Below are 23,479 nucleotides of genomic sequence, written 5' to 3' on the forward strand. Positions count from 1 at the left end.
AGACGGCTCGCGGAGCCTGGTACGGCGGCCACCGAGTTCGATGCCTTCGTGGCCGAGCGGCGTCGGCCAGCGCACCGGCTCTAGCTCAGGCGCGAGCGCGCGGTCACAGCTCGGTGGTGGCGCGGGCTCTCGCCAGCAGCCGCTGCCCGCACTCGCGCGACCGCTGGCCGGCAGTGCGCCGCTCACCGCGTTCGGCGTGTCGATGGTGCTCGTCGGCGCCTGCGCCATCGGCGCGACGCTGGACCTACTGCTCGTCGGTACGGCCGCATGGTGCCTCATCGGACTGTTCCTGGTCGGCAGCGCCTATGCGGCCGTGAAGGTACGACGATCCGACTGGTACTCGGCCGTCGTCGGCCCGCCACTCGCCTTTGCCGTCGGTTTGCTGCTCGTCGCGACCTTCTCGCCGCACGACATGGGCTCCGGGCTGATGGGAACCGTCGCGACGATGCTGGAGCTGCTGGCGTTGAAGGCACGGGCCGTGTTCTTCGGTACCGCAGTGGCGCTGTGCGTCATCCTCGCCCGCAGGCTGCCCTTCCGCCGCTGAGCCAGCCGGCAGCGCGTCAGCTGCTCGACAGGTTGCGCCGCAATTCATGCGGAAGCGCGAACAGCAGCTTCTCCTGGGCCGAGCGGACCTCTTCGACGTCGCTGTATCCGCGCTCGGCGAGCAGCGCGAGGACGCCCTGAACGAGCTCCTCTGGCACCGAGGCGCCCGAGGTGAGGCCGACGGTCGTGACGCCCTCGAACCAGGCCGGATCGATCTCCTCGGCGCGGTCCACCAGGTACGCGGAGTTGGCCCCGGCCTCGAGGGCCACCTCGACCAGCCGTACCGAGTTGGAGGAGTTGGCCGAGCCGACCACGATCAGCAGGTCGGACTGCGGGGCGATGCGCTTGACCGCGACCTGCCGGTTCTGCGTCGCGTAGCAGATGTCGTCGGACGGCGGGTCGATCAGCAGCGGGAAGCGCTCGCGCAGCTTGGCGACGGTCTGCTCGGTCTCGTCCACGGACAGCGTGGTCTGCGAGAGCCAGGCTACCCGGGAGGGGTCGCGCACCTCGACGTCGGCGACGCCCTCGGGGCCGTCCACCAGCTTGATGTGCTCGGGGGCCTCGCCGGTGGTGCCGATGACCTCCTCGTGGCCTTCGTGGCCGATGAGCAGGATGTCGTAGCCCTCGTCGGCGAAGCGCACCGCCTCCTTGTGCACCTTGGTCACCAGCGGGCAGGTCGCGTCGATAGTCCGCAGGCTGCGCCGCGACGCCTGATCGTGCACCTCGGGGGCGACGCCGTGCGCCGAGAAGATCACGATCGCGCCCTCGGGCACCTCCTCGTTCTCCTCGACGAAGATCGCCCCGCGCTCCTCCAGCGTCTGCACGACGTGCTTGTTGTGCACGATCTGCTTTCGCACATAAACCGGCGCGCCGTACTGCTCAAGCGCGCGTTCGACGGTCTGGACCGCGCGGTCCACACCCGCGCAGTAGCCGCGCGGCGCGGCGAGCAGGACCCGCTTGCGCTGCGGGGCTTCGGCGGAGGCTGCGCTCGAGGCGGAGTCGGGCACTGCGGAGACGGACCCTGAGGTGGCCGGGGCGGAACCGGAGGCGGTGACCATGTCTCCATGGTATTCGCGGACGCGGTGGGCGCCCCAGAGCGGGAGAGCCGATCTTTACATCTCCCGCACACTTTTTCCCTCGCCTGCGGCACGGGTGCGGTGCCGCGGCTGAACCGCGGCCGGAACGCGCGCGTATCCGATCTCCGTGTCGGCGTCGGCCGATACCGTTGGCGCATGGCCCTGCAGACCTCTTTCGAGAACCCGGTGCCGGTCTCGACCCTCGCCACGATGGTCGGCGACTGGATCGACCGGCTGGGCGCGATTTGGGTCGAAGGTCAGATCACGCAGATCAGCAGGCGGCCGGGCGCCGGGATGGTGTTTCTCACGTTGCGCGATCCGTCGCACGATGTGTCGGTGAGCGTGACGTGTTACCGCAGCGTGTTCGAGAAGGTGGTGCCGGCACCGTCCGAGGGCGCGCGGGTCGTGGTCTGGGCGAAGCCGAACTTCTACCGGCCGCGCGGCCAGTTCTCGCTGCTCGCGCAGGAGTTGCGACCGGTCGGCATCGGCGAGTTGCTCGCGCGGCTTGAGGAGCTCAAGCGCAGACTGGCGGCGGAGGGGCTGTTCGACGCGGCGCTGAAGAAGCCGCTGCCGTTCCTGCCGCACTTGATCGGGCTCATCTGCGGCCGGGCCTCCGCGGCCGAGAAGGACGTGCTGGAGAACGCCCAGCGGCGCTGGCCGGGAGTCCGGTTCGAGGTGCGCGAGACGGCGGTGCAGGGCGCGGGCGCGGTGGCCGGGGTCACCGCGGCGCTGGCTGAGCTGGACGCTCATCCCGAGGTAGACGTGATCGTGATCGCGCGGGGCGGCGGTTCGGTGGAGGACCTGCTGCCGTTTTCCGATGAACAGCTCATCCGCGCGGTGGCCGCCTGCCGGACGCCGGTGGTCTCCGCGATCGGGCACGAGCCGGACTCGCCGCTGCTGGACCTGGTCGCCGACCTGCGCGCCTCGACGCCGACGGACGCGGCGAAGCGGATCGTGCCGGACGTGCACGAGGAGATGGAGCGGGTCGCGCAGGCGCGGCGCAGGCTGTGGGGCACGATCAATCAGCTGCTGGACCGAGAGCGCCGGGCGCTGGATGGCTTCCGGTCCCGGCCGGTGCTGGCGGCGCCGTACGGCATGATCGACCAGCGCGCGCAGGAGGTCGCGGCGCTGCGAGACCGGGCGTACCGCTGCGCGCGCCACAAGGTCACCCAGGACGGCGAAGTGCTGACGCAGACCCTGGCGCGGGTGCGTGCGCTCTCCCCGCTCGCGACGCTGGAGCGCGGTTACGCGGTGGTGCAGCGCGCGGGTGGGGCGGTGGTGCGCAAGCCGGAGGAGGTGGAGCCGGGCGATGCGCTTACGTTGCGGCTGGCCGGCGGTTCGCTGAACGCGACGGTGGCCGACGAGGCGGGAGCTGACTAGGCAGTCGGCGCGGGCGGCTGACGAGGCCGGTTCGGTGGTCGGTGCCGGCGGCTGATCAGGGTCGGCGGTGACTCGGGTCAATGCCGACCCGGGTCGGCGCTGAGACGGGTCAGCAGTGATTCGCGTCAGCGCTGATTCGGGAGCCACGCCGTGAGCGCGATGCCGCGCGGTTCGTGGAAGCCGAGATCGCGGTAAAGCGATTCACCCTGGTCCGAGGCGTGCAGGTCCACGCGTGGCACGCCACGGGCACGCAGCCAGTCAAGAGTCGCCACGACGACGGCGCGGGCGTGGCCTTGACGGCGGAATCGCGGATCGGTGGCGACGCTGAGGATGTAGCCGGTTTGGCCGGTCCAGTTCGCCGGACCGGGCAGCCGCTGCTGGATCACGCCGACCGAGCAGGCAGCCAGCATCCCGGGCTGATCCGGCGCGTCGGTGACGAACGCCTGCAACGGACCGGCCGGGTCGGCCAGCGCGGTGCGGAAGGCCGCAATGCAAGGCTCCCGCCAGGAGTGGTCCGGGATCGGGCCGAAGGTGGAGATCATCACCTCGCGTAGCCGGGTCAGCTCCTCGGCGTCGGAGACCACCGCTTGGCGCGCCGTGATTCCCACAGTTCGACTCCTTGCGTGTAGCTGTCGCCCCGGCAACCTATCGTGGTCGCCATGGCTGAAGAAGCGAATTCCGCGGCGCACGACGACCTGAGCGGGCTCGGCTACGAGCAGGCGCGCGAGGAACTGGTCGCGACGGTGCAGCGGCTCGAGGCCGGCGGGCTTTCGCTGGAGGACTCGCTGGCGCTGTGGGAGCGCGGCGAGGCGTTGGCCGCACACTGCCAGGCGAAGCTGGATGGCGCGCGGGCCCGTCTTGATGCTGCCGTCGCCGCCCGCGAGGAGGGCTGACTTCCCGCCACCCGGGGCTGGCCGAACGGCGCCCCGACCGGGACCGGTCAGTGCAGGGCGGCGGCCAGCTGTTCCAGTTCCGCGAGCGAGGCGCTGCCGGCCACGATGACGGTCGACTTCGCGTTCTGCGAGTACAGCAGCGTCTTGAGCCCTCCCGGTGCGGTTCCGGTGTAGTGCTGCCACTCGGTCGGGGTCGCGTCGGCGATCTGGACCGCGCCGTCCTGGCTCGCGTTCGAGTGCTGGTCGTTCAAGTAACTGGCGAAGGATTCGCTGGTCTGCTCCAGCGAGGCGTAGCCGCCGCTCGGGGTGAGGTAACCCAGGTGCCATTCGGCCGGTCCGGAGCCCCCCGCCGGGTTGTAGTAAGCCGAGGTGAGCTTCCAGTTCGCCGGCAGCCCGGTCGGCGCGAGCACCGGGAACGGCTCTGCCGCGCGGGCGGCGCCGAGCGTGGTCTGATACGCGGCGGTGTCCACCGGATGCACCGGGTTGCCCGCCTTCGAGGGCTTGACCGCAAGCACCACGGCGATCGGCACCGCGATCACCGCCAGGGAGAGCACCATGTCCCGGACGGTGGTTCTGAGCCGCGACTTAGCCGAGTTCGCCATGTCTCCATCGTCTCCGATCGGCCGCGGCGGCCGACGACCGGGGGCGGGTTGTCCGCATCGCTACGATCAATAGACCGGCGAATCAGCGGATTCTTCGGCCGCCCCTCAGCGGCCCGCCGCCTCTTCATGATGTCCCGTGCGGAAGGACACCACCATGAGTAGCACGTCCGAGACCGAAAACCCTCAGCTTCCCGACCGTAACCTGGCCCTTGAGCTGGTACGTGTCACCGAAGCCGCCGCGATGGCGGCCGGCCGGTGGGTAGGCCGGGGCGACAAGATCGGCGCGGACGGCGCGGCGGTCGGCGCCATGCGGCATCTGATCAACACGGTCTCGATGGACGGGGTCGTGGTGATCGGCGAGGGCGAGAAGGACAACGCCCCGATGCTGTACAACGGCGAGCGCGTCGGCAACGGTGACGGACCCGAGTGCGACGTCGCGGTCGATCCGATCGACGGCACCACCCTCAACGCCAAGGGCATGCCGAACGCGATCGCGGTCATCGCGCTGGCCGAGCGCGGTGCGATGTACGACCCGTCCGCGGTCTTCTACATGGAGAAGCTGGTCACGGGCGCGGAGGCGGCGGACACCGTCGACATCACCGCCTCGGTCGACCACAACATCCGCGCGGTCGCGCGGGCGAAGGGCTGCCGGCCGACCGAGGTGACCGTGGTCATCCTGGACCGGCCGCGGCACGAGAACCTGGTGCGCGAGGTGCGCGAGACCGGGGCGCGGATCAAGTTCATCTCGGACGGCGACGTCGCTGGCGCGATCATGGCAGTGCGCCCGGACACCGGCATCGACCTGCTGCTCGGCGTCGGCGGCACGCCGGAGGGCATCATCGCCGCCTGCGCGATGAAGTGCCTCGGCGGCGTGATCCAGGGCCGGCTCTGGCCGCGCGACGACGCGGAGCGGCGCAAGGCGCTGGACGCGGGCCACGATCTCGACCGGGTGCTGACCACGGACGACCTGGTCACCGGTGAGAACGCGTTCGTCGCCATCACCGGGATCACCGACGGCGAGTTGGTGCGTGGAGTGCGGTACCGCGCCGGAGGGGCGATAACGTCCTCACTCGTCATGCGGTCGAAGAGCGGCACGGTCCGCCGAATCGACTCGGAACACCGGCTCGACAAGCTGCGTAAGTTCAGCGCCATCGACTTCGGCTAGCCGCCAGCAGATCGCCAAGCGCTGGCCGGCGCGCACCGGCCAGCGCGGTGATAGGGCGTTTCAACTCATCCGTTTAGCGTTTCTGGCGGGCATCGGGCATTTCGGGGTGTTACCTCTGTTTGAGGGAACAACCATCTTCAGGGTCGCGCGATCGCCTCGGAGGCGCTGATGTCGGGTCAGATCGAGGACACCGCCGCGAACGTCGCCCCCGTCGAGGAGGACGCCCGCCGGGTACGGCTGGTGTTCGCCGGGGTGATGCTCGGGATGTTCCTGGCCGCGCTCGACCAGACCATCGTGTCCACGGCGCTGCCGACCATCGTCAGCGACCTGGGCGGGGCGAACCACCTGTCCTGGGTGGTCACCGCGTACATGCTCGCCTCGACCGCGACCACGCCGCTGTGGGGCAAACTCGGCGACCTGTTCGGCCGCAAGACCGTCTTCCAGGTCTGCATCATCGTCTTCCTGGCCGGCTCGGTGCTGTGCGGAGTCGCGCACAACATGCCCCAGCTGATCGCCTTCCGCGCCTTCCAGGGCATCGGCGGCGGCGGGCTGATGGTGCTGGCCATGGCGGTCATCGCGGACGTCGTGCCGCCGCGGGACCGCGGCAGGTACCAGGGCGTCATCGGGGCCGTCTTCGGCGTGTCCTCGGTGCTCGGGCCGCTGCTCGGCGGCTTCCTGGTCGACAACCTGTCCTGGCGCTGGGTGTTCTACGTCAACCTGCCGGTCGGCGTGGTCGCGCTGGGCGTCATCGCGACCGCGCTGCGCACCAAGTCCCCGAAGCAGCGGCCGCGCATCGACTACGCCGGCACCACGCTGCTCGCCGCCGCCTCGACCTGCCTGGTGCTGATCACCAGCCTCGGCGGCAGCACCTGGGCCTGGAACTCCGTCGAGGTGTGGGGCTGCGGGATCGGCGCGGTGGTGCTGCTGTTCGGGTTCGTACTCGTGGAGCAGCGGGTCGCCGAACCGGTGCTGCCGCTGCACCTGTTCCGCAACCCGGTGTTCTCCATGTGCTCGGCGATCGGGTTCGTGGTCGGCCTGTGCATGTTCGGCGCGCTCTCCTTCATCCCGCTGTTCATGCAGGTGGTCAACGGCAACTCCCCGACCGTCTCGGGACTGCGGCTGCTGCCGCTGATGGGCGGTCTGCTCGTCGCCTCCATCGGCAGCGGACAGCTGATCAGCAAGACCGGCCGATACAAGATCTATCCGATCGTCGGCACGGCCCTGATGGCGTTCGGGCTCTATCTGCTCTCCCGGATCGACGAACATTCCACCGCGACGGTCATGGGCGTGGACATGGCGGTGTTCGGCTTCGGTCTCGGCATGACCATGCAGGTGCTGATCATCGCCGTGCAGAACGCCGTGGAGTACGCGAACCTCGGGACGGCGACCTCCGGAGCGACGTACTTCCGCTCCATCGGCGGCTCGTTCGGCGCCTCGATCTTCGGCACGATCCTGAACAACCAGCTCAGCTCGAAGGTCACCGGCGCGCTGAAGGACGGCACGCTGCCGACCACCTTCCCGGTGCGACGCGTGCTCGAATCGCCGACCTCGGTGCGTCAGTTGCCGCACACGCAGGCCGCGCCCTTCTTGCACATCTTCGCGTTGTCGATGCAGACGGTGTTCCTTATCGCGGTGCCGATCACGCTCGTCGCGTTCCTGCTCACGCTGTTCCTGCGCGAGGTGCCGCTGCGCGGCGCGACCAGGGCGTCGGAGCTTGGCGAGGCGACCGGCCTGCCGACCTTCCGCAGCTCGCTCGACGAGATCGAGCGCGCACTGACCAGGCTTACCAGCCGGCAGAACCTGTGGGACCGGTACCAGACCGTGATCGAGCGGGCCGGCGTGGACATCACGATCCCGCAGGCGTACGGCTTGTTCCGGCTCTACCACGCCGGTCCGATCACCGACGAGGCGGCGGCCCGACGACTTGGCCTGCCGGTCGAGCAGGTTCGTACGAAGATCGACGGCATCATCGCGAGCGGATTCGCGCAGCGCGACGCGGACGGCCTGGTGACGCTCACACCGGCCGGCGTGCAAATCATCGACCAGCTCTCCAGCGCACGGTCGGAGATCCTGCAGGAGCAGCTGGCCGGCTGGTCGCCCGAACAGCACGCGGATCTGCTGGCGATGCTGCACCGTTTGGCAGACAACTCGCTGGACGCGCCGAACCGTGACGTGATGTCGCGTCAGGGTTGAGCAGCGCAAGTGCGCAAAGCAGTCGGCGCTGCGTTAGCCCGCTACCGCGGCGCGCAATCCGTCTGACCACGGCGCGGGACGCAGGTCGCCGCGCGTTACCTTCACGATGGTGCGGGTACCGCGCGCGTGCTCGATCTCCGCGCCGTCGTCTCCCTCAGACAGACAACGGAACGTGTACACGGCACTGGTCCGGCCGAGCCGGCCGAGGCCGATCTCGACAACGAGTTCGCCGCGCTCGCGGGTGAACGGCCGCAGAAACTCGATCTCGTAGTGCTTGACCACAACGTAGCTGTCCGAGGGATCGAGCCCGGTCAGCGAGTGGTAGAGCGCGGTCATGGCGCGCTCGACGTGGATCGCGTAACGCGCGTTGTGCAGGACGCCCACCATGTCCAGCTCGTCGAACCAGACCGTTGCGCGGTGGAGGTAGAGCGGCTTGTCGATCGAAGCACCGTGCATGCCGTTGCTGTTCATATCGCCGCTGTTCGTGTCGCCGCTGTTCGTGTCGCCGCTGCTCATCGGCCCTTGAGCCATTTCTTCTTCGGCCCCTTGCTTTCGACATTGCCGAACACCGCGACGCCCTGCACGTGCACAACCGGCGTCTCCGGTCCGAACAAGGTGCCCGGTCTGGCCGCGAGCTTGCGCGAGCCGAAGATCGCGCTGCCTTCGTCGTGCAGGATGACGCCCTCCGGGACGCGGATGATCACCTCGCCGAACACCGCGTTCGCGACGATGGTGATCTCGCGTTGTTCGAGCATCGCCTCGGTCAGGTCGAGCTCGATTGAGCCGAAGATCGCGCGGGCGTTGAGGCCGGAGCGCACGAGCCACCGGCCGGTCCGCTTCGTCTCACTGAACAGCGCGACGACCGGTTCTCCGCCGCCGTACCGCGTGGTGGCGTCCGCGGCGGCCAGGTCGGTGAGCCCGGCGCCGGTCGCCGTGGCGGCGGCCGTGGGCGGCGCGAAGACCACCGGCAGGTCCGACACCAGCGGCCGCAGTTCGCCCATCGTCTTCGCGGCGTAGACGGCCTCGAGCCGCTCGCTGTGCTCCTCGGAACTCAGCCGGCCTTCCGCGAAGGCCCGCCCCAGCAGTTCGGCGACGTGTTCACGGTCGGCATCGGAGGCGCGCAGGCCGGGATTGCGGTCTTCCGGACCACGCATCGCAGGAGAAGTCACCCCGCTACGCTACCCGGCGCGAGGCGCTTATCGCTCGGGCATAGGCTTCGTACATAGTCCGTGACGCCGCGAGGCCGCGGACTTATGAAACGTACGGTCACAGGAGGCTTGTGCATGCCCGAGTTCGCTTATTCAGACCTGCTGCCGCTCGGGCCGGACGAGACCGAGTACCGGCTGCTGACGACCGAAGGCGTGTCGACGGTGTCCGCCGCGGGCCGGACCTTCCTCCAGGTCGAGCCCTCCGCGCTGCGGCTGCTGACCGACACCGCGATGCACGACATCGCGCACTACCTGCGGCCGGCGCACCTGACCCAGCTCGCCTCGATCATGAACGACGCCGAGGCCTCGCCGAACGACCGGTTCGTCGCGCTCGACCTGTTGAAGAACGCGAACATCGCGGCCGGCGGCGTGCTGCCGATGTGCCAGGACACCGGGACCGCGATCGTGATGGGCAAGCGCGGGCAGAACGTGCTGACCGACGGCAGCGACGAGGCGCACATCGCACAGGGTGTGTACGACGCCTACACCAGGCTGAACCTGCGGTATTCGCAGATGGCGCCGCTGACCATGTGGGAGGAGAAGAACACCGGCTCCAACCTCCCGGCGCAGATCGAGCTGTACGCCACCTCCGGGTCCGCGTACAAGTTCCTGTTCATGGCAAAGGGCGGCGGCTCGGCGAACAAGTCGTTCCTGTATCAGGAGACGAAGGCGGTCCTCAATCCGAAGGCGATGCTGCGGTTCCTCGAGGAGAAGATCCGCTCGCTGGGGACCTCGGCCTGCCCGCCGTACCACCTGGCGATCGTGGTCGGCGGCACCTCCGCGGAGTACGCGCTCAAGACCGCCAAGTACGCCTCGGCGAAGTACCTCGACACCCTGCCGACCTCGGGTTCGATGCTGGCGCACGGCTTCCGGGACGTGGAGCTCGAGGCCGAGGTGCTGGAGCTGACCCGGCACCTCGGGATCGGCGCGCAGTTCGGCGGCAAGTACTTCTGCCACGACGTGCGGGTGATCCGGCTGCCGCGTCACGGCGCCTCCTGCCCAGTCGCGATCGCGGTGTCCTGCTCCGCCGACCGCCAGGCGCTCGGGAAGATCACCGTCGAGGGAGTGTTCCTGGAGCAGCTGGAGACCGACCCGGCGCGCTACCTGCCTGAGACGACCGATGAGCACCTTGACGACGACGTGGTGCGCATCGACTTGAACCGGCCGATGAGCGAGGTACGAGCGGAGCTGTCGAAGTACCCGGTCAAGACGCGCCTGTCGCTGTCCGGAACGCTGGTGGTCGCGCGGGACATCGCGCACGCGAAGCTCAAGGAGCTGCTGGACGCGGGCAAGCCGCTGCCGCAGTACATGAAGGATCATCCGGTTTATTACGCCGGACCGGCTAAGACGCCGGAGGGTTACGCCTCGGGTTCCTTCGGTCCGACGACGGCCGGACGGATGGACTCATATGTTGATCAGTTCCAGGCCGCGGGCGGCTCGTACGTGATGCTGGCCAAGGGCAATCGCAGCAAGCAGGTCACCGAGGCCTGCAAGGAGCACGGCGGCTTCTACCTCGGCTCGATTGGCGGCCCGGCGGCCCGGCTGGCGCAGGACTGCATCAAGCACGTCGAAGTGCTCGACTACCCGGAGCTCGGCATGGAGGCGGTCTGGCGGATCGAGGTCGAGGACTTCCCGGCATTCATCGTGGTCGATGACAAGGGCAACGACTTCTTCACCAACCCCGGTGACGACAAGCCGTTGCTGCGGATCGGGCAGAGGCCTTGATCAAACGGCGGCGCACGCCACGCTGAAAACCCCTCGTCTGTACGCCCTCTGCCGTTATCGAAAAGTGCTTGTTCCGCCGAGGCGCGGGCCTCTACCGTCGGCTGCGCCGACGGTAGAGGACACAGGCGGGGGATGTTTCATGGCGCAAAGCGATCCGTGGGCGATCGTCGAGCAAGGCAGCCCGCAGGAGAAGGAGGCGGCGGCCTCGGTCTCCTGGCCGCAGCCCGCGGGATCGGCCAGTGAGCCGGACCAGTTGTACGTCGTGGTCGCGGTGCTGTACTTCTTGGCATCGGCGACGCATTTCGTGTGGCTAGCCATCGCTCGATCCAACAGCCTCGTCGACCCGCATGCGTACGCCTTTCCACAGCAGGACGCGAATAAGGGTTACGTGCTGCTGCTGTTCGCGGCGGTCGGCACACTCGTGTTGATACGAAGGACCCGGGTGTTCGGGCTTGGACTCGCCATCGCACTCCCGGTGTCCTGGATCGCGATCAATCCCGGCAATTTCCGGCCTTCGCTGTTCACGAGGCCGTCGGACGGGCGCACCGCCATGATCGTCTTCATCTCCATCGAGCTGGCCACGGTGATCGCCGCCGGCTTCGCCGGGTTCGCGCTGCGTGACCTGCTGCGGCGCGAACCGCCGGCCGTCATCCCCGAGCGCGCACAACGGCTCCGGATCGGGCTCCTGTGCCTCGGAGGGGGCGCTCTGCTCGGCGGTGGGCTATTGCTGCTTTCCAACCTCATGAGCTGGCGCGTGGATCACTACGGACTTCCGGGTTTCGGCGACCTGCACACGTACTACTGCTGCAACTTCACCGGCCGCAGCAACTTCGGCAAGGCCGGCGCGCTCGGCGGCTTTGCCGTCGTCGCCGGATTCGCGATCGCGGCCGGATTCATAAGGTCACGTGCCCTGTCCGTGGCGTGGCTGCTCGGCCCGGCCTTGTTCAATGCGGGGGGACTGCCCGATATCGGCATACGCGCGATCTTCCCGCGGCAATCGCTGCTCGGCTGGAACGCGGCGTCGCGGTTTTCGGACTACGTGGCCTCAACGACTTTGCTGCCAGGATTCTGGTTCGCTCTCGGCGGCACACTGGTCATCGTTGCAGCGGCCTGCGTGCGCTTGCGTATCGGTCGGCAATCAGCGGGGCCGTACCCGCAGATTCCGGCAAACGCCTATTCGCTTCAGGGCGCGGACGCCGCAGACGAACAGGTCGGGCGGGACGTGTGAGGCGTCCCGCCCGACCTGTGTGGATGCATTGCGGCTAACCGCGGCGTAAACCGACCGAATCGGCTTAGTACCAGTTGTGCGCTTCCCAGAAGGACTGAGCCGAGCACGGCGAGCCGTAACGCTCGTCCATGTAGTTCAGCGTCCACTTGATCTGAGTGACCGGGTTGTCGCGCCAGTCGGAGCCCTCGGAGGCCATCTTGTAGCCGGGCAGGGCCTGGCCGAGGCCGTAAGCGCCGCTGGACGGGTTCGTGGCGTGGACGTCCCAACCCGACTCGCGGGTGACGATCCAGTCGAAGCAGCCGAACTCGCCGGAGGGCACGATGCGCTCGGCGATCTGGTACGCGCTCAGACCCGCGTAGGGGTCGACCACCTTCGGCACCACCGGGGCCGGCTTGGTGGTCGCCGGAGCCGGGGCCGCGGCCTTGGTCGTCGCGGGGGCCGGCGGCTTGGCGCTGGTGGGCGCCGCGGACGGCGTCGCGCTGGCGCTCGCACTCGGCGAGGCCGGGAGCGTCGGGGCTAGCACGGGGATATGGACAACGTGCGCCACCGGTGCAGTAGCCGCGTTCGCACCCGACGCGCCGGCCGCGAGGGCACCGATGATGGCGCCGGTGACCGCGGTGCACGACGCGGCGGTCACCGCGATTTTGTGCTTGTGCGTCGATATGGACTCGGGAATGGACAGGCGGAGCCTGGGCACAAATAACCTTCCGTCTGCCGGCGGGCATGGCGAAGCAGCGGCCGGGATGGCCGCGTTGGAACCTTTGCTCTGCCGCGCGCGCTCGGCGCCTCGCCCCTTTTGACTCTTGGTGCCCGCGGCGGGAGGTACACGCCGGCGGGTGGCGCACCCGGGTCGTTCCGTTCGCTGTGCCGAATCGGGAACCCGGTGCGGGGGGCCTGACGAACCAAGACACTGCCTGAATGTTGCCGCAAACCCCAAATCTTTCAGATGTGGGTTAAATCACACCAATTGCACCGTCCGTGGACAGCCGTTCACGCTTCGTCTAGCCGGTGCAGGTCAGCTGTTTGATCAAAAAGCGCGCAAAAGGCCCCGGGAATTGCTTCCCGGGGCCTCGATTTTGTGTCGTGGGTCACATCGCGCGCGGGTTCCCCCGTGGGCGCGCCCGCGATCGGGTGGGATCAGACCGCCAGATCCTCCAACATTTCGGTCACGAGGGCGGCGATCGGCGAGCGCTCGGAGCGCGTCAGGGTCACGTGCGCGAACAGCGGGTGCCCCTTCAGCTTCTCCACGACCGCCACGACGCCGTCGTACCGGCCGACGCGCAGGTTGTCGCGCTGCGCCACGTCGTGGGTCAGCACGATCCGCGAGCCGGAGCCGACCCGGGACAGCACGGTGAGCAGCACGTTGCGTTCCAGGGACTGCGCCTCGTCCACGATCACGAAGGAGTCGTGCAGCGAGCGGCCGCGGATGTGGGTGAGCGGCAGAACCTCGAGCATGCCGCGGTCCACCACCTCGTCGATCACGTCCGTCGTGGTCAGCGCGCCGAGGGTGTCGAAGACCGCCTGGCCCCAGGGGTTCATCTTCTCCCCCTCGGTGCCGGGCAGGTAGCCGAGGTCCTGGCCGCCGACCGCGTACAGCGGCCGGAAGACCACCACCTTGCGGTGCTGGCGGCGCTCCATCACCGCCTCGAGGCCCGCGCACAGCGCCAGCGCCGACTTGCCGGTGCCGGCCCGCCCGCCGAGCGAGACGATGCCGACCTCCGGGTCGAGCAGCAGGTCGAGCGCGATCCGCTGCTCCGCGGAGCGGCCGTGCAGCCCGAACGCCTCGCGATCGCCGCGCACCAGCCGCACCTGCTTGTCCGCGGTCACCCGCCCGAGCGCCTTACCCCGCTCGGAGACCAGCACGAGGCCGGTGTGGCACGGCAGATCGGCCGCCTCGGCGATCTCCGCCCGCCCCTCCTCGAACAACCGGTCCACCACGTTGCCGCCGATCTCGAGCTCGGCCATGCCGGTGTAGCCCGAGGTGATCGCCAGCTCCGCGCGGTACTCCTCGGCCGGCAGCCCCACCGCGGCGGCCTTCACCCGCAGCGGCAGGTCCTTGGAGACCAGCGTCACCTGCCTGCCTTCGGCCTCCAGGTTCTTGGCCACCGAGAGGATGCGGGTGTCGTTGTCCGGAGAGGCGACCGCGGGACGGAATCCCGGCGGCAGCACGGTCGGGTCGGTGTGGTTGAGCTCGACGCGCAGCGTGCCGTCCGCGTTCCCGATCGGGATGGGCGCGTCGAGGCGTCCGTACTTCACGCGCAGCTCGTCGAGCATCCGCAGCGCGGAACGCGCGAAGTATCCGAGTTCGGGGTGGTGACGCTTGCCTTCGAGTTCGCTCACGACCACGAGCGGGATGACGATCTCGTGTTCGTCGAAGCGGGTGATCGCGGCCGGGTCCGCGAGGAGGACGCTGGTGTCCAGCACGAAAGTGCGCCGTTCGGGACGGGCGGAACGGCGCTTGGGTGTAACGGCCACTTAGCACGACTCCCTGTGGCGCGCCGTGCCCGGCGCGCCCTGAACGAGGGTGGGACTTGCACACCGGTCACAACGGTAAGGAAGGGGGGCGGCTCCAGGCGAAGAGTTTTCGGCTGATCACCGGACCGTGCGCGGCAGCCTTCCGAGGTCTGCCAGCGGGGCCGGTGTCACACGTCATACCAGGGCATTACCCCTTGCGGCCTATGCGAAAACGGTCTCCGGCCTGGCCTGCGGCGCAGTCCTCGGACGTGTCAGCGCTCGTTACGCACCATAGCGGCGCTGCCGCAGGCTGTAATCACGCAGTGCGCGGAGAAAGTCGATCTTGCGGAACGCGGGCCAGAAAGCCTCGCAGAAGTAGAACTCGGAATGCGCCGATTGCCAGAGCATGAACCCGGAAAGGCGTTGCTCTCCAGAGGTGCGGATGAGCAGATCCGGATCGGGCAGCCCGCGAGTGTAAAGGTGCTGCGCGATATGTTCGACGTCGATCACCTGCGCCAGGTCCTCGATCGACGTACCGCGTTCGGCGTGTTCCTGGAGCAGGGACCGTACCGCGTCGGCGATCTCCTGTCGGCCGCCGTATCCGATTGCTGCGTTAACTACGAGGCCGGGGTTGTCCGCGGTCCGCGCGCCGATTTCCTTGAGGGTGCGGGCGAAATCGCCGGGCAGCAGGTCCAGCGCGCCAAGCGGGCGTACGCGCCAGCGTCCGGTGTCGGCGAGGCTGCGTACTGAGCCCTCGATGATGCGCAGCAGGTCGGCGAGTTCCTCGGCGGGCCGGTTGAAGTTGTCCGTGGAGAACAGCCACAGGGTCACCACTTCGACCCCGGCTTCCTCGCACCAGCCGAGCAGGTCGTGGATCTTGTCGGCGCCGCGCTGGTGCCCGGTGGCGATCTGCTCGCCGACGGACTTGGCCCAGCGCCGGTTGCCGTCCATGACCACGCCGACGTGACGCGGCATGCGGGAACGGTCCAGCTTCGCGGTCAGCCGTTTCTCGTACACGCCGTAGACGAGGTCTCGCACGCTCATCTCCGACGCCTCTCCTCGGCCCTGCGGTTCTCCTGCGGAACCCTATAACCATCACAGCCGCCCCAACCCCCGAAGAGGCGAGGCGGCTGTGAGGATCTGGTGAAGATCCGCTCAGATGACGGTTACTACCGGCTCGTCGCGCAACGAAGCGAACTCAGTTCAGCCAAGCCGGGACTTGAGCGCGCGGTGTTCCTCCCACAGCGCCTCGGGCAGGTGGTCGCCGAAGCGCTCGAAGTGCGACGGGATCAGCTCCGCCTCGTGCCGCCAGGCCTCGACGTCCACGGACAGCAGCTGGTCGAGGTCCTTGTCGTCGATCTCGAGGCCGTCAAGGTCGAGCGCGTCCGGGGTCGGCACCACGCCGATGGGCGTCTGCACGCCGTCCGCGCGGCCGTCGAGGCGGTCGACGATCCACTTGAGCACGCGGCTGTTCTCGCCGAAGCCGGGCCACAGGAAGTGGCCGTCGTTCGCCTTGCGGAACCAGTTCACGTAGTAGATGCGCGGCAGCTTCTCCGGGTCCGCGGCCGCGCCGACCTGGAGCCAGTGCGCGAAGTAGTCGCCCATGTTGTAGCCGCAGAACGGCAGCATGGCGAAGGGGTCGTAGCGCAGCTCGCCGACCGTGCCCTCCGCGGCCGCGGTCTTCTCGGAGGCGACGTTCGCGCCGAGGAAGACGCCGTGCTGCCAGGACAGCGACTCGGTGACCAGCGGCACGGACGTGGCGCGGCGGCCGCCGAACAGGATCGCCGAGATCGGCACGCCCTTGGGATCCTCCCACTCGGGCGCGATCGTCGGGCACTGCGCGGCGGGCACGCAGAACCGCGAGTTCGGGTGTGCGGCCGGCTCGGGCGAGTCCGGGGTCCAGTCGCGGCCCTTCCAGTCGGTCAGGTGCGCCGGGGGCTCCTCGGTCAGGCCCTCCCACCACACGTCGCCGTCGTCGGTCAGCGCGACGTTGGTGAAGATGGTGTTTTCGGTCAAAGTGGCTATCGCGTTGGCGTTGGTGGCCATCCCGGTTCCGGGCGCGACGCCGAAGAATCCGGCCTCAGGGTTGATCGCGTAAAGGCGTCCGTCTTCGCTGAAACGCATCCACGCGATGTCGTCGCCGACCGTCTCGACCTTCCAACCGGGGAGGGTCGGGGAAAGCATCGCGAGGTTCGTCTTACCGCACGCGGACGGGAAGCCCGCGGCGATGTACCGCGTCTGCCCGTTGGGCGGGGTCAGCTTGAGGATGAGCATGTGCTCGGCGAGCCAGCCCTCGTCGCGGGCCATGACCGAGGCGATGCGCAGCGCGTAGCACTTCTTGCCGAGCAGCGCGTTGCCGCCGTAGCCGGACCCGTACGACCAGATCTCGCGGTCCTCAGGGAAGTGGGTGATGTACTTGGTCGGGTTGCACGGCCACGGCACGTCGGCCTGGCCGGGCTCCAGCGGGGCGCCGACCGAGTGCACGGCCTTGACGAAGTCGCCGTTCTCACCGAGTTCGTTGAGCACCGCCTCGCCCATACGCGTCATGACCCGCATCGAGAGCGCGACATAGGCGGAGTCGGTGATCTCGACGCCGAGCGCGGAGAGCGGGGAGCCGAGCGGCCCCATCGAGAAGGGCACGACGTACATCGTGCGGCCGCGCATCGAGCCGTCGAACAGGCCGTGCAGCGTCTCGCGCATTTCGGCGGGCGCGACCCAGTGGTTCGTCGGCCCGGCGTCTTCCTCCCGCTGCGAGCAGATGAACGTGCGATCCTCGACCCGGGCGACGTCGGAGGGGTCCGAGGCCGCGTAGAAGGAGTTGGGCCGCTTCTTAGGGTTCAGTCGCCGCAGGGTGCCCTTCTCGACCAGCTCGCCGGTCAGCCGGGTCCACTCCTCGTCGGAGCCGTCACACCAGACGATCTGCTCCGGCTTGGTCAGTTCGGCGACCTCGCGCACCCAGGACAGCAAGCCCGGATGGCGGGTAGGGGGATTCTCGGACAAAAGGGATTCTGCAAGGGCGAACGACATCGCACGCACTCCTAAAGTACGCCGGGGGTCCGCACCTCCCGGGCGTGGTGAGGGGTGTTTTGGACTATAGCCACGAGTGTCCGCATCGTGGATACCTAAATCCTACGCTCGGGTAACTTACGGATGCGTAGGTTACCCTTGAGATGCCAACGGGCGCACCGACGCGGCGTGGCGCAATGTCCTGAAAAAGAATGAAACAGCAGGCCGCGGCAGCGGCCGGGACGGGAGCGCGATGTGACGAATCTCATGGGCCCGGGCGGTGAAGCACTGGATCCGCGCACCTCGGCTGTGAGGCACGTCTCTCCATCTCAGGCTGTGGCGTCCGCCACAGAAGCGGCCGCGCAGGCGCTGCAGCACGCGAAACCGAAGCTGCGCGGCTGGTTCCACGCCGGCACTTTCCCGCTGGCGCTGGCCGCCGGGATCGTGCTGATCGCGCTGGCGCCGACGGCCGCGACCGCGGCGGCGTGCACGATCTTCGCGGTCAGCTCCTGGCTGCTGTTCGGAGTGAGCGGCGTCTACCACCGCGGCAACTGGGGGCCGCGGACACAGCTGGTGCTGCGCCGGCTCGACCATACGAACATCTTCCTGATCATCGCCGGGACGTACACGCCGATCTCGGTCGTGCTGCTGCCGCGCCACTCCGCCGAGGTGCTGCTCACCCTGGTGTGGACGGGCGCGCTGCTCGGCATCGGCATGCGCGTCTTCTGGCTCGGCGCGCCGCGATGGGTATACGTGCCCTGCTACCTGGCGCTCGGCTGGGCCGCGATCTTCTACATGCCGCAGCTCGTGCGGCACGGAGGCTGGGCGGTGACCGGGCCGATCATCGCGGGCGGGCTGCTGTACTCGATCGGAGCCGTGGTCTACGCGCTCAAGAAGCCGAACCCCTCCCCGAAGTGGTTCGGCTTCCACGAGATCTTCCACCTGTTCACGATCGCGGCCTTCGTCTGCCACTACGTCGCGATCTCGATCACGGTCTACGCGAGGACTTGAGCGGACCACGGCACTCAGAGGTTGATCTCCAAGCGGATGATGTGATCGGTCGCCGAGACCGTCTGCTCGCTGAGGTGGAAGCCCTTCACGTGCTGCAGGCCGACGGTCACAGTGACCGTTCCCTCAAAGTCGCCGTTGACCACATAAGCAGGCACCGCTTGGCCCGGCCGCACCGGAATCGGGCTCGTGGCGGGAGGATTCAGCGTGGGATTGCCGCTGTCGTCGTGAGCCTGCGCCGAGCTGAAGGTCAGCTGCAGGAAGGCTGAACCGGGCATGGAGAGCGCGGTTCCAGAGCCTTCGTGGACGACCCTGCTCACGTACTGCGCCTTGAAACCGGGCACCTCGCCGGTGAACTCGAAGGAGACCCAGTACTCGCCGCGGCTGTTGTCGCCGAGAAACACTTCGCCAGCGTTGATCGACTTGAGCACCGGAACCGGCGGGACGGATCCCGCGAACGGGCTGCTGGTGGGTGTCGTCGGCCAGATCGGCGGATAGAGACCCGGCGCCGCCGACGCACTGCTGCTGCCGGCCGTGACCGGCGAGGCTGCGATCGTCGCGCCCGGCAAGGTTCCGACGGATTGGGACGCGGCGGGCGTCGGGCTCCCGGTCACCGCGACCGGGGTGTTGGTGTTGCCGACTACCGGTAGTCCCTTGTCCGCGTTGCCGGGCACGCCGGCCGCGACGCACGACGCGATGCCGGCCGCGGTGGCGACGCAGACGGCGGCCAGTGAGATCCGCACCCTGACACGCTGCCGCTCGCGGGCGATGATGCGTGAGGCGTCGAAGCCTGGCGGCACGGTGCGTTGAGCGTATTCGTCCATGGCGTACACCAGTTCCTGCTCGAAGGGTGACAGCGGACGCTTCATGAGTCCCCCCGATCCGCCGGACGGTTCGGCAGCAGTCGGTTTGCTGGATTCAGACCAGGACCCGGGTCCTGGCTCGCGGGCGGCGGTCCGGACGCGGACACCGCGAAGTCCGGTTCCGTGCCCAGTGCCGCCCGGAGTTTCGCCAGGCCGCGAGCCGCCTGGGACTTGACCGTCCCGGTCGAGCAACCCAGCGCGTGCGCGATCTCGGCCTCGGACAGGTCCTCGAAATAGCGCAGAACCAGCACCGCGCGGATCCCGGTCGGCAGCCGCAGCAATTCGGCGATCATCGATCGCCGCAGCTCCACCTGCTCGACCTGCCGCTGCGGGGATTGGCCGGCGGGCACGGACGGCCGCGCGTCGTCGAAAGGCACCTCGACGATCCGCCGACGCACGCGCCACCGGTCTTTGAGGGAGTTGACGAGGATGCGGCGCACATACGCCTCCGGCTGTTCGGCCGCCGCGACCCGCTCCCAGTGCCGGCAGGCCCGCTCCAGGGCGGACTGCACCAGGTCCTGGGCGTCCTGGCGGTTGCCGGTGAGCAGGACGGCGGTGCGGAACAGCGCGGCGGAACGCGCGGTGACGAACTCTTCGAACTCGGCGCGGGCTCTCGCGTCCACCTCAACCCCCCTCAACCACGAGCGTTGACGGACCAGACCGCCGGTCGCGGCCGCGAGGTTGTCGGCGCCATGGAAATGTGACGCAGGTCACATTACCGAGGATCGCACCATTCCGGGACGGCGCCTAGGGCCGGTCCGGTCGATCACGCGAGCAAGACGGAGGTGACACGGCGATATCAGCCAGTGGAGTGCGGGTGCGGTCACGCGCAGAACGGGCCCGGACAGACGAAGGCCGCCGGCACGTCCGAGAGCAGCGCCTCGGCGACCGCGAGTCCGTAGCCCGCGAAGCGCGGCGCGCGCTCGGCCAGCCGGGAGGCGGCCGCGAGGGCGCGGTGCGCGTCGTCGAGGTGGTCGAGCGAGCCCGCGGTCACGGCGTAGGCGACGAAGCCGGCGGCCGCGGCAGAGGTGCCGGACGGAGTCGCGTTGTCGGTCGGATCGCTCGGCCGGAAGTACAGCGCGTCCGCGTCGGCGGCGGTGTCGTGGAAGCCCGCGTCCGAGACGAACTGCTCGCGTACCGTCTCCAGCAGCCTCGCGGCGCGCTCGAGCCACTGCTTGTCGCCGGTCGCCGAGTACAGAACGCAGAATCCTTCGGCGACGCAGCCGTAGTCCTCCAGCACGCCGGGGTTCGTCGAGGCGACTGCGTCGCGGGAGGTGCGCACCAGGCGTCCGTCACGCAGGTGCACGTCCGCCAGCAACCGGGCCGCTCCGAGCGCCGCGTCGAGCAGGTGCGGCATGTCAAAGGCCAGCGACGCCTCGACCAGCGCGGTGATCGCCAGGCCGTTCCAGGCGGCGACGACCTTGTCGTCCCGGTGCGGCTGAGGTCGCTCGGCACGGGCTTCGAGGAGCGTGATCCTGGCGCGGTGGTAGCGCGGCTCGTCTTCCGGGGCCGGGTCGGAGAGCATTTCGAGTACTGACGTGCTGTGCTCGAACGTGCCCTCCTCAGTGACATGGAAGAACTCCGCGGCCCAAGCGCCATCCTCCTCGCCGAGGACTTCGCGCAGTTGTTCCGGCGTCCAGGCGTACGTCAGGCCTTCGACGCCTTCGGTGTCGGCGTCGAGCGCCGAGGCGAAGCCGCCCTCTACGGTGCGCAGCGAGGCCAGCAGGAACTTGGCGGTCTGGATCGCGACGCGCGCGAAGAAGCCCGACGCGGGGCCGGAAGTGGAATCCGAAGCGGAACCGGAAGCAGAGTCGGAAGCAGAGTCGGAACCCGTATCGCCGGCCTCGGTCGCCTTGTACAGCAACGTGTATACGCGCAGCAGCAAGGCATTGTCATAGAGCATCTTCTCGAAGTGCGGCACGGTCCACGTGGCATCGACCGCGTACCGCGCGAACCCGCCGGCGAGCTGGTCGTAAATTCCACCGCGGGCCATCGCCTCGCAGGTGCGCCGCACCATGTCGAGCGCCTGAGGCGAAGACGTGCGGGCGTGATGCCGCAGCAGATGCAACAGCGTCATCGACGGCGGGAACTTAGGAGCCCCGCCGAACCCGGCGTGTACGGGATCGAAGTCGCGCACCAACGCGGATACTGACGCGGCCAACTCCGCCTCCCCCGGCGCGCCGCCGTCCACCGGGGCCGCGGTCTGCGCGAGCTTGCCGGCGATGTCCTCCCCCACACGCTCGACCTCGGAGCGGCGCTCCCGCCACGTCGTGCCCACCGCGTCGAGCAGCTGCCGGAAGGAGGGCATGCCACCGCGCGACTCCCGCGGGAAATAGGTGCCGCAGTAGAACGGCTTGCCCTCAGGGGTGGCGAACACCGTCATCGGCCAGCCGCCCTGCCCGGTCATCGCCTGCGTCGCGGTCATATAGACGGCGTCGACGTCCGGCCGCTCTTCACGGTCGACCTTCACGCACACGAATCCGGCGTTCATCGCCGCCGCCGTCTCCACGTCCTCGAAGGACTCGTGCGCCATCACGTGGCACCAGTGGCAGGCCGCGTAGCCGATCGAGATCAGCAGCGGCACATCGCGCCGTCTCGCCTCAGCGAACGCCTCCTCGCCCCACGGCCACCAATCCACCGGATTGTCCGCGTGCTGGAGCAGATAAGGCGAGGTCGCAGTGCCGAGCCGGTTCATGGACTCAGCCTCTCACACCGCTCAGAGGTGGTCCCATATCACCACGGGCGCGTTAGCCCTTCGGCTGACACTAGATGATCGTCGACGGCGCCGTCTTACTCAGGTAGTCCTTGAATACTCGGCGGATTTCAGCTTGGACATAACCCGCCTGCGGGGTGTTCGGCAGAACGTCACGCTCGAACGGACGCCGACGCGAACCCAGGTACCTGACAACGCTCGCCGAACCTACGTTGGCGACGAACAGCTCCCCTTGGGTCTTCACATCGGCGCGAAGACCTTCGAAGTTTCGAGCCAGCGTGATGCCGAGACCCGATGTGTAGTACTTGCACTCGACGACCAGGATGCACTGACTTCCCCGAGGCGCAAACCTCTCCATCCGGCACAACGCGGCCTCAGCTCGCGGCAGGACGAGTACATCGCACTCGTGGAGTACGCCCGAAGTGCCCTGGACCCGAACACCGAGGTGGACCTCCAACGGCGGCGCCCCGTCGAACTCGATGACAGCGTGGGTGTAGGGGATGGCGTCGCTGTACAGCTGGCCGGGACTCGTACGGAAGACGAGGTCCTTTGTAGGCTGGCCGTGAACGTTCTCGTACCAGACGGTGGCGCCGTGTCTACTGGCCGTGGCTACAACCAGGGAAAAGATGAACCCTTCCTAGACATCCCAGACATCTGATGCGGAACGATAGGAGATGCGGTTCGTGGACAGCAGGCCACGGATCTCGTCGATCAGATCGTCCGTCGCACTCACGATCTCACCTCCGCCTCAATTTGTCTCAACAGCCGCTCCAGCCGTATCCGGCCTTCGTCGACGTATCGGTCAGTCAGCTCGATCGGCTGCTTGCTACGACGCTGAGGCGGTCCTTGTTCGGGTGCGAAGATGACAGTGCTCGCACCCTCGCGCTCGCCGACTTCCTCCTCAACCGTCACAAGGGTCTTCAAGGTCTCGGCTTCAATTACTGGAACTTCGACGAGCACGCGCCGCAGTGCTTCGATGAGTACACCAACCCTCTCCTCCACACTCATCGCACGCGTCGAGATCACCAGCGTTCCCTTGCGTTTAGCGCTCTCGTACGCGGCTCCATGTCGTGATCTACGAGAGTCGCCGGTGGGAGCACGCAGTTCCTGGACGAGCGCTTGCCCGTCGAGCTCATCCGTGACGTTCCACTCTTCTCCGCTGCCACGCGCGCGACGCTGTAGCAGCTTTTCTTCGGACACACCGACGGCTATAGCGCTGTCAACCTCGTCGAGAAGCCATTCGAGCGAACTGCCGTCCAAGATCTCTCTCAGCGACCCTTCGAGTCTGATCAGCTCGTCTGGATTCACGACACTCTCCGCACGTCAGAACGCTGGCGCGTACTACTTGACTCAATTCATTACGCGGCACCTGTGACGCGCCACTTCACCCGGCCGCCGCCAGTCCACCTCGTTGGAGCGTGC

Annotated in this window: 22 protein-coding genes; 8 read left to right on the plus strand and 14 right to left on the minus strand. The window is 68.3% G+C overall.

Features of this window, described 5'->3' with window-relative positions; translation table 11 throughout:
- Positions 1–40: 40 nt before the first annotated feature.
- Positions 41–544, plus strand: coding sequence for a DUF6542 domain-containing protein (locus tag VFA06_RS16515; RefSeq protein ID WP_324841469.1), 504 nt, complete (start codon positions 41–43; stop codon positions 542–544).
- A gap of 16 nt (positions 545–560) precedes the next feature.
- On the opposite strand, the gene VFA06_RS16520 is transcribed toward VFA06_RS16515, so the two are convergent.
- On the minus strand, positions 561–1,601 hold the full coding sequence (locus tag VFA06_RS16520; protein WP_324841470.1) for a 4-hydroxy-3-methylbut-2-enyl diphosphate reductase: 1,041 nt from the start codon (positions 1,599–1,601) through the stop codon (positions 561–563).
- A gap of 174 nt (positions 1,602–1,775) precedes the next feature.
- Here VFA06_RS16520 and xseA point away from each other — a divergent pair, with 174 nt between their 5' ends.
- Positions 1,776–2,999, plus strand: coding sequence for an exodeoxyribonuclease VII large subunit (xseA, locus tag VFA06_RS16525; protein ID WP_324841471.1), 1,224 nt, complete (start codon positions 1,776–1,778; stop codon positions 2,997–2,999).
- Positions 3,000–3,124: 125 nt separating this feature from the next.
- On the opposite strand, the gene VFA06_RS16530 is transcribed toward xseA, so the two are convergent.
- Positions 3,125–3,607, minus strand: coding sequence for a GNAT family N-acetyltransferase (locus tag VFA06_RS16530; protein ID WP_324841472.1), 483 nt, complete (start codon positions 3,605–3,607; stop codon positions 3,125–3,127).
- Between the two features lie 51 nt (positions 3,608–3,658).
- On the opposite strand from VFA06_RS16530, the gene VFA06_RS16535 reads away from it, so the two are divergent.
- Positions 3,659–3,892, plus strand: coding sequence for an exodeoxyribonuclease VII small subunit (locus VFA06_RS16535; RefSeq protein ID WP_324841473.1), 234 nt, complete (start codon positions 3,659–3,661; stop codon positions 3,890–3,892).
- 47 nt (positions 3,893–3,939) lie between these two features.
- On the opposite strand, the gene VFA06_RS16540 is transcribed toward VFA06_RS16535, so the two are convergent.
- Entirely contained in the window at positions 3,940–4,494 is a 555-nt protein-coding gene (locus VFA06_RS16540; RefSeq protein ID WP_324841474.1) for a DUF4245 domain-containing protein, read from the minus strand.
- Between the two features lie 154 nt (positions 4,495–4,648).
- On the opposite strand from VFA06_RS16540, the gene glpX reads away from it, so the two are divergent.
- Both glpX and VFA06_RS16550 read left to right on the plus strand, forming a co-directional pair.
- A complete protein-coding gene (glpX, locus tag VFA06_RS16545) occupies positions 4,649–5,659 on the plus strand; it encodes a class II fructose-bisphosphatase (RefSeq protein ID WP_324841475.1) in 1,011 nt (336 codons plus the stop codon).
- Positions 5,660–5,827: 168 nt separating this feature from the next.
- Positions 5,828–7,852 carry an MDR family MFS transporter gene (locus tag VFA06_RS16550; protein ID WP_324841476.1) on the plus strand — a complete coding sequence of 675 codons (2,025 nt, stop codon included), beginning with the start codon at positions 5,828–5,830 and terminating at the stop codon, positions 7,850–7,852.
- 33 nt (positions 7,853–7,885) lie between these two features.
- Here VFA06_RS16550 and VFA06_RS16555 read toward each other — a convergent pair whose 3' ends face one another.
- Both VFA06_RS16555 and VFA06_RS16560 read right to left on the minus strand, forming a co-directional pair.
- Positions 7,886–8,368 carry an acyl-CoA thioesterase gene (locus tag VFA06_RS16555; protein WP_324841477.1) on the minus strand — a complete coding sequence of 161 codons (483 nt, stop codon included), beginning with the start codon at positions 8,366–8,368 and terminating at the stop codon, positions 7,886–7,888.
- Positions 8,365–9,021, minus strand: coding sequence for a DUF1707 SHOCT-like domain-containing protein (locus VFA06_RS16560; protein WP_324841478.1), 657 nt, complete (start codon positions 9,019–9,021; stop codon positions 8,365–8,367). The genes VFA06_RS16555 and VFA06_RS16560 overlap by 4 nt, the downstream gene beginning before the upstream one ends.
- 114 nt (positions 9,022–9,135) lie before the next feature.
- Between VFA06_RS16560 and VFA06_RS16565 the strand changes: the two genes are divergently transcribed.
- Together VFA06_RS16565 and VFA06_RS16570 are read left to right on the plus strand one after the other, a co-directional pair.
- Positions 9,136–10,785 (plus strand): fumarate hydratase, encoded by a 1,650-nt coding sequence (locus tag VFA06_RS16565; protein WP_324841479.1) that lies wholly within the window; start codon positions 9,136–9,138, stop codon positions 10,783–10,785.
- Positions 10,745–12,013 (plus strand): hypothetical protein, encoded by a 1,269-nt coding sequence (locus VFA06_RS16570; RefSeq protein WP_324841480.1) that lies wholly within the window; start codon positions 10,745–10,747, stop codon positions 12,011–12,013. The genes VFA06_RS16565 and VFA06_RS16570 overlap by 41 nt, the downstream gene beginning before the upstream one ends.
- 64 nt (positions 12,014–12,077) lie before the next feature.
- Here VFA06_RS16570 and VFA06_RS16575 read toward each other — a convergent pair whose 3' ends face one another.
- From VFA06_RS16575 to VFA06_RS16590, 4 genes are all read right to left on the minus strand, one after another.
- Positions 12,078–12,650, minus strand: a complete 573-nt coding sequence (locus VFA06_RS16575) for a hypothetical protein (protein ID WP_324841481.1) — start codon at positions 12,648–12,650, stop codon at positions 12,078–12,080.
- A gap of 500 nt (positions 12,651–13,150) precedes the next feature.
- Positions 13,151–14,488 (minus strand): PhoH family protein, encoded by a 1,338-nt coding sequence (locus VFA06_RS16580; protein WP_324841482.1) that lies wholly within the window; start codon positions 14,486–14,488, stop codon positions 13,151–13,153.
- Positions 14,489–14,749: 261 nt separating this feature from the next.
- Positions 14,750–15,511 (minus strand): isoprenyl transferase, encoded by a 762-nt coding sequence (locus tag VFA06_RS16585; RefSeq protein WP_324841483.1) that lies wholly within the window; start codon positions 15,509–15,511, stop codon positions 14,750–14,752.
- Between the two features lie 159 nt (positions 15,512–15,670).
- Positions 15,671–17,494, minus strand: coding sequence for a phosphoenolpyruvate carboxykinase (GTP) (locus VFA06_RS16590; protein ID WP_324841484.1), 1,824 nt, complete (start codon positions 17,492–17,494; stop codon positions 15,671–15,673).
- 315 nt (positions 17,495–17,809) lie between these two features.
- On the opposite strand from VFA06_RS16590, the gene trhA reads away from it, so the two are divergent.
- A complete protein-coding gene (gene trhA, locus VFA06_RS16595; RefSeq protein WP_324841486.1) occupies positions 17,810–18,484 on the plus strand; it encodes a PAQR family membrane homeostasis protein TrhA in 675 nt (224 codons plus the stop codon).
- Positions 18,485–18,498: 14 nt separating this feature from the next.
- Here trhA and VFA06_RS16600 read toward each other — a convergent pair whose 3' ends face one another.
- The 5 genes from VFA06_RS16600 to VFA06_RS16620 form a co-directional block, all read right to left on the minus strand.
- On the minus strand, positions 18,499–19,350 hold the full coding sequence (locus VFA06_RS16600; RefSeq protein WP_324841487.1) for an AMIN-like domain-containing (lipo)protein: 852 nt from the start codon (positions 19,348–19,350) through the stop codon (positions 18,499–18,501).
- Positions 19,347–19,967 carry a SigE family RNA polymerase sigma factor gene (locus VFA06_RS16605; RefSeq protein ID WP_324841488.1) on the minus strand — a complete coding sequence of 207 codons (621 nt, stop codon included), beginning with the start codon at positions 19,965–19,967 and terminating at the stop codon, positions 19,347–19,349. Before VFA06_RS16605 ends, VFA06_RS16600 begins: the two co-directional genes overlap by 4 nt.
- A gap of 200 nt (positions 19,968–20,167) precedes the next feature.
- On the minus strand, positions 20,168–22,039 hold the full coding sequence (locus VFA06_RS16610) for a thioredoxin domain-containing protein (protein WP_324841489.1): 1,872 nt from the start codon (positions 22,037–22,039) through the stop codon (positions 20,168–20,170).
- Positions 22,040–22,109: 70 nt separating this feature from the next.
- Positions 22,110–22,415 (minus strand): hypothetical protein, encoded by a 306-nt coding sequence (locus VFA06_RS16615; protein WP_324841490.1) that lies wholly within the window; start codon positions 22,413–22,415, stop codon positions 22,110–22,112.
- Positions 22,416–22,786: 371 nt separating this feature from the next.
- Positions 22,787–23,365: a hypothetical protein gene (locus VFA06_RS16620; protein WP_324841491.1), complete on the minus strand. Its 579-nt coding sequence runs from the start codon at positions 23,363–23,365 to the stop codon at positions 22,787–22,789.
- Between the last annotated feature and the right edge of the window lie 114 nt (positions 23,366–23,479).

This window comes from Actinocrinis sp. (genome assembly GCF_035653575.1).
Classification (GTDB): domain Bacteria; phylum Actinomycetota; class Actinomycetes; order Streptomycetales; family Catenulisporaceae; genus Actinocrinis.